Origin of the sequence: Namhaeicola litoreus (assembly GCF_042679565.1) — a bacterium.
GTDB lineage: Bacteria > Bacteroidota > Bacteroidia > Flavobacteriales > Flavobacteriaceae > Namhaeicola > Namhaeicola litoreus.
The window spans coordinates 258,951-273,293 of sequence record NZ_JBHTMY010000003.1; the positions used below are offsets into that span (position 1 = coordinate 258,951).

Genomic DNA, 14,343 nt, shown 5'->3' on the forward strand with positions numbered 1-14,343 from the left:
TATTCATGAATGAAAAGCAAAAACTGGCAAGTGCCTATTGGAAAGAGAACTTGAGGTACTTAATTATATTGCTATCAATTTGGTTTCTTGTTTCCTATGGTGCCGGTATATTTTTTAAGGATTTTCTCGATCAATTTCGTTTAGGGGGATTTAAATTAGGATTCTGGTTTGCTCAGCAAGGATCAATATATGTTTTTGTCATCTTGATTTTTGTTTATGTGAGATTGATGAATAAGCTAGATAAAAAATACGGATTTAACGAATAAGCATTTCATTATTAATTAATTACTATGAGTGTTCAGTTGTGGACTTGGATTTTAGTGGGTATTACTTTTGCTATTTATTTTGGAATAGCTATTTGGGCTAGGGCTGGTTCTACGAAGGAGTTTTACGTTGCCGGAGGAGGTGTTTCACCCTTAGCAAATGGTATGGCAACAGCCGCAGACTGGATGAGTGCAGCTTCTTTTATTTCCATGGCAGGATTGATCTCGTTTATGGGTTATGATGGCTCGGTTTTTTTGATGGGTTGGACAGGAGGATATGTGTTACTTGCTTTATTATTAGCCCCTTATCTTAGAAAATTCGGTAAATTTACGGTTCCCGATTTTATTGGAGATCGCTACTATTCAAATACCGCAAGAACTGTGGCAGTCATCTGTGCTTTAATTGTCTCCTTTACCTATGTCGCTGGTCAGATGCGCGGTGTGGGCATTGTTTTTTCTCAATTTTTACAAGTCGATATTTCCTTAGGTGTTATTATAGGCATGGCAGTTGTGCTTGTCTTTGCTTTTTTAGGTGGAATGAAAGGAATCACCTACACGCAAGTGGCTCAGTACTGCGTATTGATATTTGCTTTTATGGTTCCAGCCATCTTCATCTCAATTCAAATGACGGGAAATCCAATACCTCAAATAGGAATGGGAAGCCGAATTGAAGATGGTGCATATTTGTTGGATAATCTGGATAAACTCCATACACAATTGGGTTTTAATGAATATACCAACGGAACAAAATCGACTTGGGATGTTTTTGCGATTACCTTAGCACTCATGGCAGGTACAGCAGGATTACCACATGTTATCGTGAGATTTTTTACTGTTCCGAAAGTAAAAGATGCCAGAAAATCTGCGGGTTATGCATTGGTTTTTATTGCGATACTCTATACAACCGCACCAGCAATTGCTGTTTTTGCAAGAACAAATTTAATCGAAACCGTCAACAATCAGTCCTATAAGGATATTCCTGCTTGGTTTAAAAACTGGGAAAATACAGGTTTAATTTCCTGGACAGATAAAAACAAAGACGGAAAAATTCAATATGTAGCAGGAAATGCTCTAGAGGGAGCCAAACCCTTGTATAAAGAAACAAGAGGTGAATATGGCGAAAGAGAAATTAGTAATCCCAGTCAAGACAAAAATGAACTTTATGTTGACCGCGATATTATGGTCTTGGCCAATCCGGAAATAGCAAAATTGCCCAATTGGGTGATAGCCCTTGTAGCCGCAGGAGGTCTAGCTGCCGCGCTGTCTACTGCCGCAGGTTTGTTACTCGTAATCTCTACTTCTATTTCACATGATCTCATCAAAAAACAGATTAACCCCAATATCTCTGAAAAAAATGAATTGTTAGCTGCACGAATCAGTATTTTAATTGCGATAATTATAGCAGGTTTGTTTGGTATTTATCCGCCAGGATTTGTTGCTGCTGTGGTGGCACTGGCATTTGGGTTAGCAGCAGCCTCATTTTTTCCAGCGATCATTTTAGGTATTTTCGACAAACGAATGAATAAAGAAGGGGCGATAGCAGGTATGATTGTGGGGATTACATTCATGCTCTTTTATATGATTCGTTATAAAACAGGGCTTGTTGGTGTCATGGAACCCAGGCCTTCTTCTGAATGGTGGTTAGGCACATCACCAGAAGGTTTTGGTACGATTGCTATGCTTTTCAACGTTTTTGTTTCTATTGTTGTTTCCCGTTTAACTGCAAAACCACCCGCAAGTGTACAGGAAATTGTAGAAAACATAAGAATTCCAAGCGGAGCAGGAGACGCCACTCATCATTCATAGATCTTTTTTATTTTTTTTCTAAGAAAATATTTAGTGAACATAGAATAAATAAAACTATTTGTTGAACTTCGGGAAACTTTTCTTAAAATTGAACAGAAGAATAAAAATGAATTTATATTATGAGTAACTATCACATCAAAAATTTTGAAGAATATTTTCACGTCTATAGAAAGTCAATTAGAAATCCTGAGAATTTTTGGGAAGAGGTAGCCGAAGAGCATTTTTTATGGCGAAAACGCTGGGATAATGTATTGTCTTGGGATTTTAAAAAACCTGAAGTCAAATGGTTTGAGGGAGGTAAGCTCAATATTACCGAAAACTGTATTGATAGACACTTGCGTATTCGCGGAGATAAAACTGCCATTTTATTTGAACCTAATGATCCTAAGGAAGCTGCTGAACACATATCTTACAAAGAACTATACAAAAGAGTCAATAAATTTGCGAATGTATTAAAAAGCCAAGGTATTAAAAAGGGTGATCGGGTATGTATATATTTACCTATGATCCCGGAATTGGCCATTTCTGTGCTGGCTTGTGCCCGAATAGGCGCTATTCACTCTGTAGTTTTTGCCGGATTTTCTTCTTCCGCTTTAGCGACGAGAATTAATGATTCATCTTGTAAAATGGTCATCACATCAGACGGTGGGTTTAGAGGAAATAAGACTATTAATCTAAAAAGCATTGTCGACGAGGCGCTTCTTAAAACTCCTTGTGTTGAAACTGTTTTGGTAGCAAAAAGGATCAAATCAACAATCGAAATGAAAGAAGGTCGTGATGTATGGTTACAACCTTTGTTAGACAAAGCTGATGAGGAGTGCGAAATTGAAGTGATGGACGCAGAAGATCCGTTGTTTATTTTATACACTTCAGGATCAACTGGTATGCCAAAGGGAATGATGCATACTACGGGCGGATATATGGTTTACACAGCTTTTACCTTTAAGAATGTATTTCAGTACAGAGAGAATGATATTTTTTGGTGTACGGCAGATATCGGATGGATTACAGGACACAGTTATATTGTCTATGGACCTTTGTTGAATGGAGCTACAACAGTGATGTTTGAAGGAGTGCCAAGTTATCCAGATTTTGGTCGTTTTTGGGAGATCGTCGATAAACATAAAGTTTCTCAGTTCTATACTGCCCCAACAGCCATCAGAGCTTTAGGAAAGGAAAGTGTAGACTTTGTTGAAAAATATGACCTCTCGTCATTAAAAACCTTAGGTTCTGTTGGCGAACCCATCAATGAAGAAGCGTGGCATTGGTACAATGATAATATTGGCAAGAAAAAATGCCCGATTGTGGATACTTGGTGGCAAACCGAAACAGGTGGAATTATGATTTCGCCGATTCCATTTGTTACACCAACGAAGCCTACCTATGCTACTTTACCCATGCCAGGAATTCAACCAACATTGTTAGATGAAAACGGTAAGGAAATTACAGGTAATCAAGTTGATGGAAGGTTGTGTATTAAATTTCCCTGGCCTTCTATGGCGAGAACAATTTGGGGTAACCATGATAGGTATCGAGAAACTTATTTTTCAGCTTTTGAAAACATGTATTTTACAGGGGATGGTGCTTTACGCGATGAAGTTGGATATTACAGAATAACGGGCAGAGTAGATGATGTTATCATCGTATCAGGGCATAATTTAGGCACCGCTCCTATTGAGGATGCTGTAAATGAACATCCTGCAGTGGCCGAATCTGCTATTGTTGGATTCCCACATGATGTAAAAGGAAATGCACTTTATGGATTTGTGATTTTAAAGGAAACTGGAGAATACAGGGATCATACCAACCTGAGAAAGGAAATCAATCAAATCATTACAGAGCATATCGGTCCTATTGCGAAATTGGATAAAATCCAATTCACCGTTGGCCTTCCCAAAACAAGATCAGGTAAAATTATGCGTCGAATTTTGAGAAAAATAGCATGTGATGAAATAGGAAACTTAGGTGATACAAGTACATTGTTAAATCCGGAAGTGGTACAAGAAATAATCGACAATAAAATCGATTAAAAAATGTTTTTATATAAGCCCTCTTCGAGGTTTTTTAAAAAGTAAGTCCTTCAATTCAACCGAAGGATTTACTTTTTTTATTTTCTGAATGATTTTTAGAAATAAAATAGCGGTTAAATAAGCATCTCCCAAAGCAGTATGTCGGTCATCCATTTTTATTCCATATTGATTACATAAATCGTCCAAAGATTTGGGCTTACCATAATTTTCGTAGTCTGTCATCTTTTCAATGAGATCAGCTGTATCTATCGTTTTGTTTTTCAATTTAGGCAGTCCTATTCTAAGTAATGCCTGATTAATCATAGCTATATCAAATCCAATATGGTGCCCAACAATAATGCTATTTTTCACAAATGCTAAAAATTGAAAAACAGCACTAGTTTCGTCGATTTTTTCCTTTTTACCGCTTTTCAATAGCCCGTGAATTGGTACAGTTTCTGGATTAAATTTTTCTTGTTTTACATATATTTCAAGCGCATTTTTGACGATAATTCTATTATTTTTTAAGTTAACCGCACCAAGAGAGAGAATTCTGTCCTTAGCGATTTGAAGACCCGTTGTTTCGGTATCGAGCACTACGAAACTCACTTCGTCTATGATAGATGAATGAGAGAATGTAAAAGTCTTACTATAATCATTCCATTGTTCGGGATATGTATGTTTTTTAAACCAATTTTTTATCATCTTACATCAATTGAGCAAGCTGAAAACGAGTTTGCATTAATTTTTGAACCTCACTAATCGCCTTGAAACAGTTCTTTAATTTAAGGCGGTCGGCTTTATTCAATTGTTGGATATCTATATACCGGCCGGTATTGTTATACATCATACCTTGTATTGCTCTAAAAGAAAGTAGGGTTGTATAAGACTCCATACAATGATCATATATTTCTGAATTTTGAGGTTCACATTCTATCAAATGGGCAAATCTTTTAAGTGTGTTATTTATTGCAGTGATTTTATTCGAGAAAATTAGCACTCGTGCAGCGTCTACCAAAGGCATAATGGCTTTTAGTTTTATATCGAATTGATCTTTGTGTTCACCGGATTGTTCCACTAAGAATTGTCTAAAAAAACTGAGAGGCGGAGGATTTTTTAATGCGTTCAGCGCAAAATGATTCAAAAAAATTGGATATTCGTCTAATGATTTAAGAATACTTTCTGAGAGCTCTGAGGTCAAATTCTCATCGCCATATATGGTTTGAAAATCAAAAAATATGGTACAAAGCATCATTTTTTCTTGGTCGGGAAGTGTAATCCAATCATGAAATTTAGCCTTCCATTCTTCTAAAGTCAAACACCATTTGGGATTGTTTGCCATCATTTCTGCAGGACAATATTCAAAGCCGATTTCATGCAAGCCAATATTAATTTTATTCGCCAAAGACAAAAAGTAATTTTTATTGATTGCATTTTCCTCAGATGTCCTATTAGCATAAATAATAGCATTGTCCTGATCAGATAGTAAAATTTGCTCTCTCCTTCCTTGGCTTCCCAATGAAATCCAAGCGAAAGCAACGGGAGGTTTTTCTCTCATTTCCTCAATTGAAAAGTCGATAATTTTTGCAGTGATGCCCTCATTCACCAGAGAAATTATGGAGGTTATAAAATCAATCGGTACTTTTTGCTGAATGTAATTTTCTAATAAAAAACTTGTTTTTTTTCTAATTTCCTTTAATTCAGAAACAGATTTTGCTCTTTTGATGCTCTTATGAATTGATAAAGGGTTGTTTGCCAAATTCAGTAAAATGTCATGTTCAGAGATAACACCTACAATTGGGGCGTCTTGACTGCCACTTTCAGTTACGCATAAATGCTTGATTTTATTTGAGAGCATCTTAATTTGAGCTTCTGATTGGTTCAAATTTGGAGAAACTGTAATCACTGGTGAGGACATGATTTTATTCACACTTTCATTAATATCGACAAGGCCTGTTGCGATTTTTTTACGTAAATCTTTGTCTGTTACTATGCCGATAGGTTTATTTTTTTTATCAGAAATTATCATAGATCCTACATTGCAATCAGACATTTTTTTTGCTGCTTCACGTATGGCTAAATTGGCATAACAGGTCAAAGGGTTTTTTGAATATTGGACTGGAATAAATTGATGAACATAAGGATTGATATTTTGCAGTAAAGGAGCTTTTTCTAAAAGTTCATGATCTTCTTTTGAAGAGTTCGAAGGTAAATTACCTGCAAAAGTGCTCAACAAATAGTTGTTAGCAAGTTTATTGGGTTGAATGAATTCTTCGTAATAAGTCGAAGGAATACCATACACAATACTTTCTTCAAACGCAGTTGCTTTTAACAAATAATTTTTCTTTCTGATCACTGCCCTTAACCCAAATATATCTCCCTCGTCACATTGGTCAACAGGTATAGGATTTAATTCATCAATTAATAGAATTGCACCTTCCTTAATGACATAAAACACATCGTGAACAGGATCATTCTGTTTAAAAATAATTTGGTTTTCCGGGAAATAATAAACAATAATATGCTCAGAAATAGTAAAAATATCCTCAGTTTTTAAATAGGAAAAGGGGGGGATATTTTTAATAAAATCAAAAATCCGCTCTGATATTGTATTTTTCATTGTAACGAAGTTACCAAAAAAACAGCAAGAAAATGAGATGATTAGAGGTATGCAGAATTATAAATCGCGTTTTTTTAACAACAAATATGATCCGTAAATAAAGATAAACGTCCAACCCAAAACAATAAGGATTTCGTAGATATGAACGTGGTAGTCGAATTTAACATTTTCACCTACTTGGTCGGCTAAAGTTCTTACTGCATTCAAACGACTAAATGGTTCATTGATCAAATTCCACATAGACATGAGAGGCGCAAACTGATAAATCTGATCTGCCAATTCACTTTTACCATCTAAAATATTCCACTTTAAGGTATTGAAAGAAATGATTTCTGCAAAAAACCAAATAATCATCGTTCCTACAGCAAAGGCTGATCTTTTGATGAGCATTCCTAGAAATAATCCAAAAGAAAAGAAGCCAAGTAGTTTTACAAAATATGCCAATAGGAATTCGAGGTCTGAAAAAATGATCGAAAATTCGTTATAATCCGAATAAACTAATCCTAGCACCAGAGAAATTACAAACACGAATAGGGTTGAAATTGCCGAAAGAAATACGACTGTATAGAATTTACTCAGAATAAATTCTTTTTTACTCAAACCATCTATCAGATTTTGTTTGAGCGTTTTATTGCTGTATTCATTAGAGATCATTGAAACAATAATCAATAATAAAAAAACTTTAAAAAAAGCCGCAATAAAGGTGTTAAAGTGCCAGATATATGGAAAATTAAAAATTCCTTGTTCTGCCAAGTGGAATTGAATAGGGCCAATATCAAACTTTATCGAAGCGATTAATGCAATAGATAGTAACAGCACAAAGTAAATGATGATAAGCCATTTGCTCGCTCTACTTTTTTTAAGTTTGTGTAATTCTATATCGAGTAATCTGAACATTATTTGTCGGTTAAGTGAAGGAATTTTTCCTCTAATTTGGTTTTTCTTTTTTCCAAATGAGATAAAATAATATCATGATCAATAAAAAATTGATTGATGAATTTTGTTTCTATGTCTTTATCTACATCAAGCACCCATTTTTCTTGATCCTTTTCGAATTTAGAAACTCCGTTGATCTGTGATAGTAATTTAGAAACTCTTTCATCTTTTTCAGCAGTTTCTATGATAATCGTATCACTATGAATTCCCATTTCATCAACCGGGCCGGAATAGAGCATTTTCCCTTTCTGTAAAACAATTACATGATCACAAACTTTTTCGACTTCATCTAATAAATGTGAAGCCAATAAGATGGTTGTACCTGTTTTAGAAATTTGCTGTATAATTTGTCTAATTTCATGAATTCCCTTTGGGTCTAATCCATTGGTAGGTTCATCTAGAATTAAAATTTCAGGATCATTCAATAGGGCAGATGCTATGGCTAAGCGCTGTTTCATTCCCAAAGAAAAAGTTGAGAATTTACTATCTTTTCGTTCCAAAAGATTTACTTGCTCTAGTCTTTTTTCAATATTCTCGTAAGAAATATTTTTTATTTTACAGACTAATTTAAGATTATCGACAGCAGTCATGTACGGGTAAAAATTTGGTCTTTCTATGATGGCCCCTACTTTTTTAAGTGCTTCATGGGTAGATATATTTCCATCAAACCAAAAAAAGTTACCCGAAGTTTTATTCACAACATTTAAAATAATCCCGAGCGTAGTAGATTTCCCACTTCCATTCGGACCAAGGATGCCATAGACAGATCCTTTATTTATGGTAAAAGAAACATCGTTTACCGCATGTAAACTTCCAAATTTTTTGTGTAAATGTTCAATGGTCAAGAGCGTGTCCAAAAGCTGAATTTTTAGATATGACGAGTGAAAATCAAATTTGTTACGAAGCTTAAAACAAAATAAGAACCGACTAAAATTTTGTTTGTAAATTTAAGCCAAGATAGAACGGCATGAAAGATAATTTAATTTCAAAACGAAAACCCTCATTTCCTATTACCTCAGAGTTATACCAGTACTTGACAGAGTACAATAGAATTATTAAAATTCCGGTGTTTTATGATGATCTATTGCGCTTTGCCGGTTCTGTCAATGTGTATGATAAACAAGGCAATGATACTCTTTGGATCAGGGTTTACTATCCAACTTTTGAGCAAGAAGAAATTCACCTCAGTTTAAAAAGAATGTACACCATTCTTCATGCGGATGGTAGTGAAGATAATTTTGATTATTTAAGTATTGATGAAATTGACTTCTGTACTTTTGGAAATTCAAAACCTTTTAGAGTTAAGGTGAGGAATATTTTGAATGATAATTACACCTATTTGTATGTAAAGAAGGCGGATGCTTCAAGGGTTTACGGTTTGGAATTGGAAGATATTTTATCGCCAAATCACATCAATTTTTTGGTGCATAAAGATACTTTAATAGAAGAACATGTGATTGGTATTCCGGGAGATGTCTTTATAGAGCAGAACTTAAAGTTGCTCAGCAAAGAAGATATGCAAAGACTTTCAAAAGAGTTTGTAAAATTTAATGAACGCTGCACTTTGCGCTTGTTGGGTGATATGAGAGCATATAATTATGTCATTGCTCCAACCTATGATTTTGATCAGGTACAATATAGAATTCGTTCGATGGATTTTGACCAACAGAGTTATGAAGGGAATTTAAAAGTATACCGACCTCAATTCTTTAAAGACAATTTTGACTATGTAGAAATGGTTCAAAAGCATTTACGCCCTGAATCTATTGATCAATATAAAAAAGAGGAAAGGTCTATTTTGGCGAAAAAATTAATTGGTTATAAAGAACGTATCGAAGATTTGATGACGGTCATGAAAAATGATAAAATATCTACCGATGAGAATATAGAAAACCTGAAAATGGATTTGGTAAAATATACCAAAGACAAGGAGTTTAAAAAGTGTAAATCAATGGGAGAAATTCTGCAGGTGGTTTTTGATTTTGTGGTAAGAAACTATGAAAGTGTAAACCTTTATTTGATCAAGTAGAAAAATTATTCATAGATTGAAAAACCGTCCGGGTCAAAATCATCATCTAACTCATCTTCATCCTCATCCATATCAAATTCGCTAAAATCATCTGCTTCAAATTGTTTCTCAGGAGCGTTTTGTGGCAAGTGCCCTAAGGAAAAAGCAACTTTTGCGTAGTTCTCGGCTAAAAAATCTTGAGTAATTTCCATTACCTCTACAAAGAATGTCCACATATTCAAGTAATCGTAAACATAGATCAATTTGTCACCAACCTCTGTCATGACATCAGAAATTGAAATTTCGCTCATTTGAGTGATCTGTCCAGGCTTTTCACTCATGTCAAAAAGAGGAAATTCTTCACCCTCATTCCAATCCTTATCTGCTAGATAAAATGATGCCATTTCCGCACCATTAAATCCAAAAGCGTTGGTAATGGCGTTGTGTAAATCCTCTAAAAGCAAAGATTTAGAAATAATAATATCTCTAACTACATTTTCCTCTGCATCTAAAATGACTCTAATCTTATAACTCATTTGTACGGTAATATTGAGCTGCAAAATTATCATTTAATTTGAAAAGTCTTATTTTTACAGGCACTTTATTTAAGCTATGGAATCTGAAAACCTTTTAAAAAGAATAAACGAAAAATGTCGAAATACTCTGATGGAGACATTAGATATTGAGTTTATAGAAATATCAGAAAATCAGGTGGTTGCATCGATGCCGGTTAATTCAAGGGTTCATCAGCCTATGGGTTTGTTGCATGGAGGCGCCAGTGTCGCTTTGGCAGAAAGTGTGGGTAGTTTTGCATCTCTGTTGTCCATAGATGCTGAAAACTTTGAAGTTCGTGGCATCGAAATTTCGGCTAATCATTTAAAAAGTAAAAAAGAGGGAGTTATTCGTGCCATAGCCAAAAATATTCATAAAGGTAAAACGACTCATTTATGGGAGATTCGAATTGTTGACGAACAAGATGATTTAATCAGCCTTTGTAAACTCACCAATATTGTTCTACCCAAACGGAAATAGATGCCAAATAAAGGTCGAATAAGACGTTGGATTAAGGGAATTATAATTTCTATTGGTGTTCTGTTCATAGTGGCATTGTTCCTAGTTTTTCAGTTTCTTAAACCAAAATCAGATAAAAAAATAATAGAGGATTTTAATTCTTCAAACAGCAATGTTTTTATTTCTTACCTAAATTATGATGGATATAAGATCAGAATACTTCAAATGAATGAAGAGTTAGATTCGACCAAACAAACACTACTTTTTGTACACGGTTCCCCTGGTTCTGCGTTAGATTTTAAAAAATACCTTGCTGATAGTGAATTGAATCATCGATTTAATTTGGTGACCTATGATCGACCGGGTTATGGAAAATCTCAGGATCAAGATGTTCTAAACGACCTTAAAAAGGAAACTTCTTTAATTCATTATTTAATAAAATCAAAAGCACTAAAAAAAGTAAATTTGGTGGGTTATTCTTACGGAGGTACGATTACTGCTGCTTTGAATGGATCTGTAAAAAAGAAAATATTGCTAGCTCCAGCTTTAAAAGGTGAATTAGAACCGATGTTTTGGATACTTGGTTTTTATAATTGGAAACCAACCAGAAATCTTATTCCTGTAGTCTTTAAACATGCTGCGGAAGAAAAGCTGCATCATGTTGATGAACTGCCTTTATTTGAGGATATTTGGGGTTTGGATAATGCATCATTTTTATTGATTCATGGTATAGAGGATGATATTGTTCCTTATCAAAATTCTGTTTTTTTAAAGGATAAATTAGGAGATGAAAGAGTGAAATTAATAACCTTAAGTGATACCGGCCATGCTCTGCTATGGACAAATTTTGATTTGATAAAAAAAGAGATAATCAATTTTATAGATGAAAACTAGATATGAATTTTGAAAATTTCATAGAACTACCGAAACAACACTTTCGAAATAATTTGCCTTTTGTTTTATATAAAAAACCTCTAGAGCAAAAGTTGAGTTGTTTTTTGCAAAATAATGATCAGCTCGATTTAATTGAAAATTTTGATGAAGCCGGATTTGTTTTTGTGCCATTTGAAGTGAATGGTAAAAAAGTTCTTTTTTCAACAGAGAATTCAAATTTTTTAGAATTTGATTGGAAAAATGAAATTGAGTTCATTGAAACAGATGTCATTTCTAAAGTATCTTCAGAGCAATTATTTTCGGATAAACAAGTTTATGAGCGTCGTGTTGAGCATTGTATTAATTACATCAAGGAGAGCGCATGTAACAAGATTGTGCTGTCGAGAAAACAGATGGTTCATTTTAAAAGAGAAGAGGTGTTCACTGTTTTTAATAAACTCATTTTTAAATATCCATCGGCATTTTGTTATTTGTGGTTTCATCCGGAAATTGGTTGTTGGATGGGTGCAAGTCCGGAAAAGTTAATTAAAACTGAAAACAATCTATTTGAAACCATGTCCCTAGCAGGAACCCAAAAGTTTAAAGGAAGTATGCGGGTAAAATGGCAGGAGAAAGAGAGAGAGGAGCAACAATTAGTAACAGATTATATTGTAGATGTTTTGGGATCTCTAGTGACATCTGTTAGCCAGCCTTTTACATCGAAAGCAGGAGGTTTACTGCATATTTGTTCGATGATTAGAGGGGAAATGGATGACATGAATGATCTAAAACTATTGATTGAACGACTTCATCCTACGCCTGCAGTTTGCGGTTTACCTAAGGATTTGGCTTTAGATTTTCTTCATAAATATGAAGGATATGATCGAGAATTTTATTCCGGATTTTTAGGTGAACTAAATATGGGAGCAGGGAAGTGTTCTGCAGAACTCTTTGTAAATTTGCGGTGCATGCAGATTTTTCCAGAACAGGTTGCTATTTATGTTGGTGGAGGTATAACTTCTAAAAGCAGTGCCAAAAAGGAATGGGAGGAAACTGTAGCAAAAACGATGACCATGCGCAGTGTATTGTCATAAATTTTTTAAAGAAATTTCTTAATGATTCTATATCCGGAAAAAAAGTTGGCACAACTAGTGCTTCAGACTTGTTTAGTTAATCAGATTACTGATGTTGTTATATCACCGGGTTCAAGAAATGCCCCGCTCATTATAGGATTTGTTAATCATCCAGATTTTGAGACTTATCAAATTGTAGATGAAAGGTCTGCTGGTTTTTTTGCTTTGGGCATAGCACAGCAAAAACAAAAACCCGTGGCCTTATTGTGCACTTCGGGGTCTGCATTATTAAATTATTATCCTGCCATTGCTGAAGCATTTTACAGCCACATTCCTTTGGTCATTCTATCAACAGATCGGCCGGCAAAAATGATTGATATTGGTGACGGACAAACTATAAGGCAAGAAAATGTATTTCACAATCATATTCTTTTTTCTGCAAATTTGAAGGAATTTGAAGGCCTAGATGAGACTACTTATGAAAAGGAGAATAAAAGATTACTTAAAAAGGCTCTGGATTTAGTAATTCAACAATCCGGTCCGGTTCATATTAATATACCATTTGATGAGCCGTTGTATAAATTAACTGAAAAATTAATCGATTTTGATTTAGCATCATCCTTGCCCATTTCAAATGATCCACTGCAGGGTGAAACTCCTCTGAAAGTTGAAGAATTACAAGTTTTTGCAAATATTTGGAATAAAGCAGATAGAAAATTAGTGTTAATCGGTTCAAGCTTTCCCGATGAATTAATTCAAAAACAGATTGATCATTTAATAAAAGATCCTTCTGTGTTGATTATGACAGAAACTATCTCTAATCTTCATCACGAAAAATTGATCTGTTCTATAGACCAGTTGATTACGCCGCTAAATGAGATGGAATTCGAAAAATTGAGACCGGAAATATTACTCACTTTTGGTGGCATGGTTGTCTCAAAAAGAATTAAACAATTCATTAGAGAGTTTAAGCCAGAGTATCATTGGCATATCGATAAATGGAATGCGCCGAACACTTATTTTTGTCTAGATCATCATTTCAAGGTTACGCCACAATTGTTTTTTAGTCAGTTTTTCTTTTTAACGAAGCAAAAGACTTCCACCTATCAAAAGACATGGTTGGATGTAAAAAGCAAAAGATTGCAAAAGCACCAGAACTATATGGATTTAGTTCCTTATTCTGATTTGTCTGTTTTTGATACCTTACTGGACAGTTTGCCGATCAACAGTCATTTACAATTGGCAAATAGTTCGGTTGTGCGCTACGCACAGCTTTTTCAACTAAATGAAACGGTTCGGGTTTATTGCAATAGAGGAACTAGTGGTATTGATGGAAGCACTTCAACAGCAGTCGGTGCAGCCACGGTCTACAAAGGTCAAACTGTGTTTATAACTGGTGATATAAGCTTTTTTTATGATAGCAATGCACTGTGGAATAATTATGTTCCGAATAGTTTTAGAATTGTCTTAATCAATAATGGAGGTGGGGGAATTTTTAGAATTTTACCCGGGCCCAAAAATACAAAAGCCCTATCTTTTTTTGAAACGCCACATCAACTTACAGCAGAGCAATTGTGTAAAATGCATGGTATGGAATACCTTGTAGCGAAAAACAAAGTTGATTTAAATAAGGTGTTGACATCTTTTTTTGATCAATCGGCAAAACCAAAATTATTGGAGGTTTTTACTCCGACAGAGCATAATGATCAAGTATTAACAAAATATTTTGAACAATTGTAGTCTA

Annotated in this window: 13 protein-coding genes; 8 read left to right on the top strand and 5 right to left on the bottom strand. The window is 34.6% G+C overall.

Features of this window, described 5'->3' with window-relative positions; genetic code table 11:
- Positions 1 to 5 precede the first annotated feature (5 nt).
- From ACFQ39_RS08455 to acs, 3 genes are all read left to right on the top strand, one after another.
- Positions 6 to 266 (top strand): DUF4212 domain-containing protein, encoded by a 261-nt coding sequence (locus ACFQ39_RS08455; RefSeq protein WP_377178009.1) that lies wholly within the window; start codon positions 6 to 8, stop codon positions 264 to 266.
- A gap of 24 nt (positions 267 to 290) precedes the next feature.
- On the top strand, positions 291 to 2,069 hold the full coding sequence (locus ACFQ39_RS08460; protein WP_377178011.1) for a sodium:solute symporter family protein: 1,779 nt from the start codon (positions 291 to 293) through the stop codon (positions 2,067 to 2,069).
- Positions 2,070 to 2,188: 119 nt separating this feature from the next.
- Positions 2,189 to 4,099, top strand: a complete 1,911-nt coding sequence (gene acs, locus ACFQ39_RS08465) for an acetate--CoA ligase (RefSeq protein ID WP_377178013.1) — start codon at positions 2,189 to 2,191, stop codon at positions 4,097 to 4,099.
- A 9-nt stretch (positions 4,100 to 4,108) separates the two neighbouring features.
- Here the strand turns inward: acs and ACFQ39_RS08470 are convergent, their stop codons facing one another.
- The 4 genes from ACFQ39_RS08470 to ACFQ39_RS08485 are packed head-to-tail and all read right to left on the bottom strand — an operon-like array spanning position 4,109 to position 8,491.
- Positions 4,109 to 4,783: a 3'-5' exonuclease gene (locus ACFQ39_RS08470; RefSeq protein WP_377178015.1), complete on the bottom strand. Its 675-nt coding sequence runs from the start codon at positions 4,781 to 4,783 to the stop codon at positions 4,109 to 4,111.
- Between the two features lies 1 nt (position 4,784).
- Complete coding sequence (locus ACFQ39_RS08475) at positions 4,785 to 6,698, bottom strand: DUF294 nucleotidyltransferase-like domain-containing protein (protein ID WP_377178017.1); 1,914 nt, start codon at positions 6,696 to 6,698, stop codon at positions 4,785 to 4,787.
- Between the two features lie 57 nt (positions 6,699 to 6,755).
- Entirely contained in the window at positions 6,756 to 7,595 is an 840-nt protein-coding gene (locus tag ACFQ39_RS08480) for an ABC transporter permease (protein WP_377178019.1), read from the bottom strand.
- Positions 7,595 to 8,491: an ABC transporter ATP-binding protein gene (locus tag ACFQ39_RS08485; RefSeq protein WP_377178021.1), complete on the bottom strand. Its 897-nt coding sequence runs from the start codon at positions 8,489 to 8,491 to the stop codon at positions 7,595 to 7,597. The genes ACFQ39_RS08480 and ACFQ39_RS08485 overlap by 1 nt, the downstream gene beginning before the upstream one ends.
- A gap of 110 nt (positions 8,492 to 8,601) precedes the next feature.
- Between ACFQ39_RS08485 and ACFQ39_RS08490 the strand changes: the two genes are divergently transcribed.
- Positions 8,602 to 9,663 (top strand): hypothetical protein, encoded by a 1,062-nt coding sequence (locus ACFQ39_RS08490; RefSeq protein ID WP_377178023.1) that lies wholly within the window; start codon positions 8,602 to 8,604, stop codon positions 9,661 to 9,663.
- A 5-nt stretch (positions 9,664 to 9,668) separates the two neighbouring features.
- On the opposite strand, the gene ACFQ39_RS08495 is transcribed toward ACFQ39_RS08490, so the two are convergent.
- Positions 9,669 to 10,178, bottom strand: a complete 510-nt coding sequence (locus ACFQ39_RS08495) for an IS1096 element passenger TnpR family protein (protein ID WP_377179982.1) — start codon at positions 10,176 to 10,178, stop codon at positions 9,669 to 9,671.
- Between the two features lie 130 nt (positions 10,179 to 10,308).
- Here ACFQ39_RS08495 and ACFQ39_RS08500 point away from each other — a divergent pair, with 130 nt between their 5' ends.
- The 4 genes from ACFQ39_RS08500 to menD all read left to right on the top strand — a co-directional run bounded on the left by ACFQ39_RS08500 (position 10,309) and on the right by menD (position 14,339).
- On the top strand, positions 10,309 to 10,674 hold the full coding sequence (locus ACFQ39_RS08500; protein WP_377178025.1) for a PaaI family thioesterase: 366 nt from the start codon (positions 10,309 to 10,311) through the stop codon (positions 10,672 to 10,674).
- Positions 10,675 to 11,547, top strand: coding sequence for an alpha/beta fold hydrolase (locus ACFQ39_RS08505; RefSeq protein WP_377178026.1), 873 nt, complete (start codon positions 10,675 to 10,677; stop codon positions 11,545 to 11,547). It abuts the gene before it with no gap.
- 104 nt (positions 11,548 to 11,651) lie between these two features.
- On the top strand, positions 11,652 to 12,620 hold the full coding sequence (locus ACFQ39_RS08510) for a chorismate-binding protein (protein ID WP_377178028.1): 969 nt from the start codon (positions 11,652 to 11,654) through the stop codon (positions 12,618 to 12,620).
- A 21-nt stretch (positions 12,621 to 12,641) separates the two neighbouring features.
- On the top strand, positions 12,642 to 14,339 hold the full coding sequence (gene menD, locus ACFQ39_RS08515) for a 2-succinyl-5-enolpyruvyl-6-hydroxy-3-cyclohexene-1-carboxylic-acid synthase (RefSeq protein WP_377178030.1): 1,698 nt from the start codon (positions 12,642 to 12,644) through the stop codon (positions 14,337 to 14,339).
- Positions 14,340 to 14,343 lie beyond the last annotated feature (4 nt).

What these genes read in the sequence shown, in the direction of transcription:
- ACFQ39_RS08455 (WP_377178009.1), top strand. Translation starts at nt 6, where the DNA reads ATGAATGAAAAGCAAAAACTGGCAAGTGCCTATTGGAAAGAGAACTTG.
- ACFQ39_RS08460 (WP_377178011.1), top strand. Translation starts at nt 291, where the DNA reads ATGAGTGTTCAGTTGTGGACTTGGATTTTAGTGGGTATTACTTTTGCT.
- acs (WP_377178013.1), top strand. Translation starts at nt 2,189, where the DNA reads ATGAGTAACTATCACATCAAAAATTTTGAAGAATATTTTCACGTCTAT.
- ACFQ39_RS08470 (WP_377178015.1), bottom strand. Translation starts at nt 4,783, where the DNA reads ATGATAAAAAATTGGTTTAAAAAACATACATATCCCGAACAATGGAAT.
- ACFQ39_RS08475 (WP_377178017.1), bottom strand. Translation starts at nt 6,698, where the DNA reads ATGAAAAATACAATATCAGAGCGGATTTTTGATTTTATTAAAAATATC.
- ACFQ39_RS08480 (WP_377178019.1), bottom strand. Translation starts at nt 7,595, where the DNA reads ATGTTCAGATTACTCGATATAGAATTACACAAACTTAAAAAAAGTAGA.
- ACFQ39_RS08490 (WP_377178023.1), top strand. Translation starts at nt 8,602, where the DNA reads ATGAAAGATAATTTAATTTCAAAACGAAAACCCTCATTTCCTATTACC.
- ACFQ39_RS08495 (WP_377179982.1), bottom strand. Translation starts at nt 10,178, where the DNA reads ATGAGTTATAAGATTAGAGTCATTTTAGATGCAGAGGAAAATGTAGTT.
- ACFQ39_RS08500 (WP_377178025.1), top strand. Translation starts at nt 10,309, where the DNA reads ATGGAGACATTAGATATTGAGTTTATAGAAATATCAGAAAATCAGGTG.
- ACFQ39_RS08505 (WP_377178026.1), top strand. Translation starts at nt 10,675, where the DNA reads ATGCCAAATAAAGGTCGAATAAGACGTTGGATTAAGGGAATTATAATT.
- menD (WP_377178030.1), top strand. Translation starts at nt 12,642, where the DNA reads ATGATTCTATATCCGGAAAAAAAGTTGGCACAACTAGTGCTTCAGACT.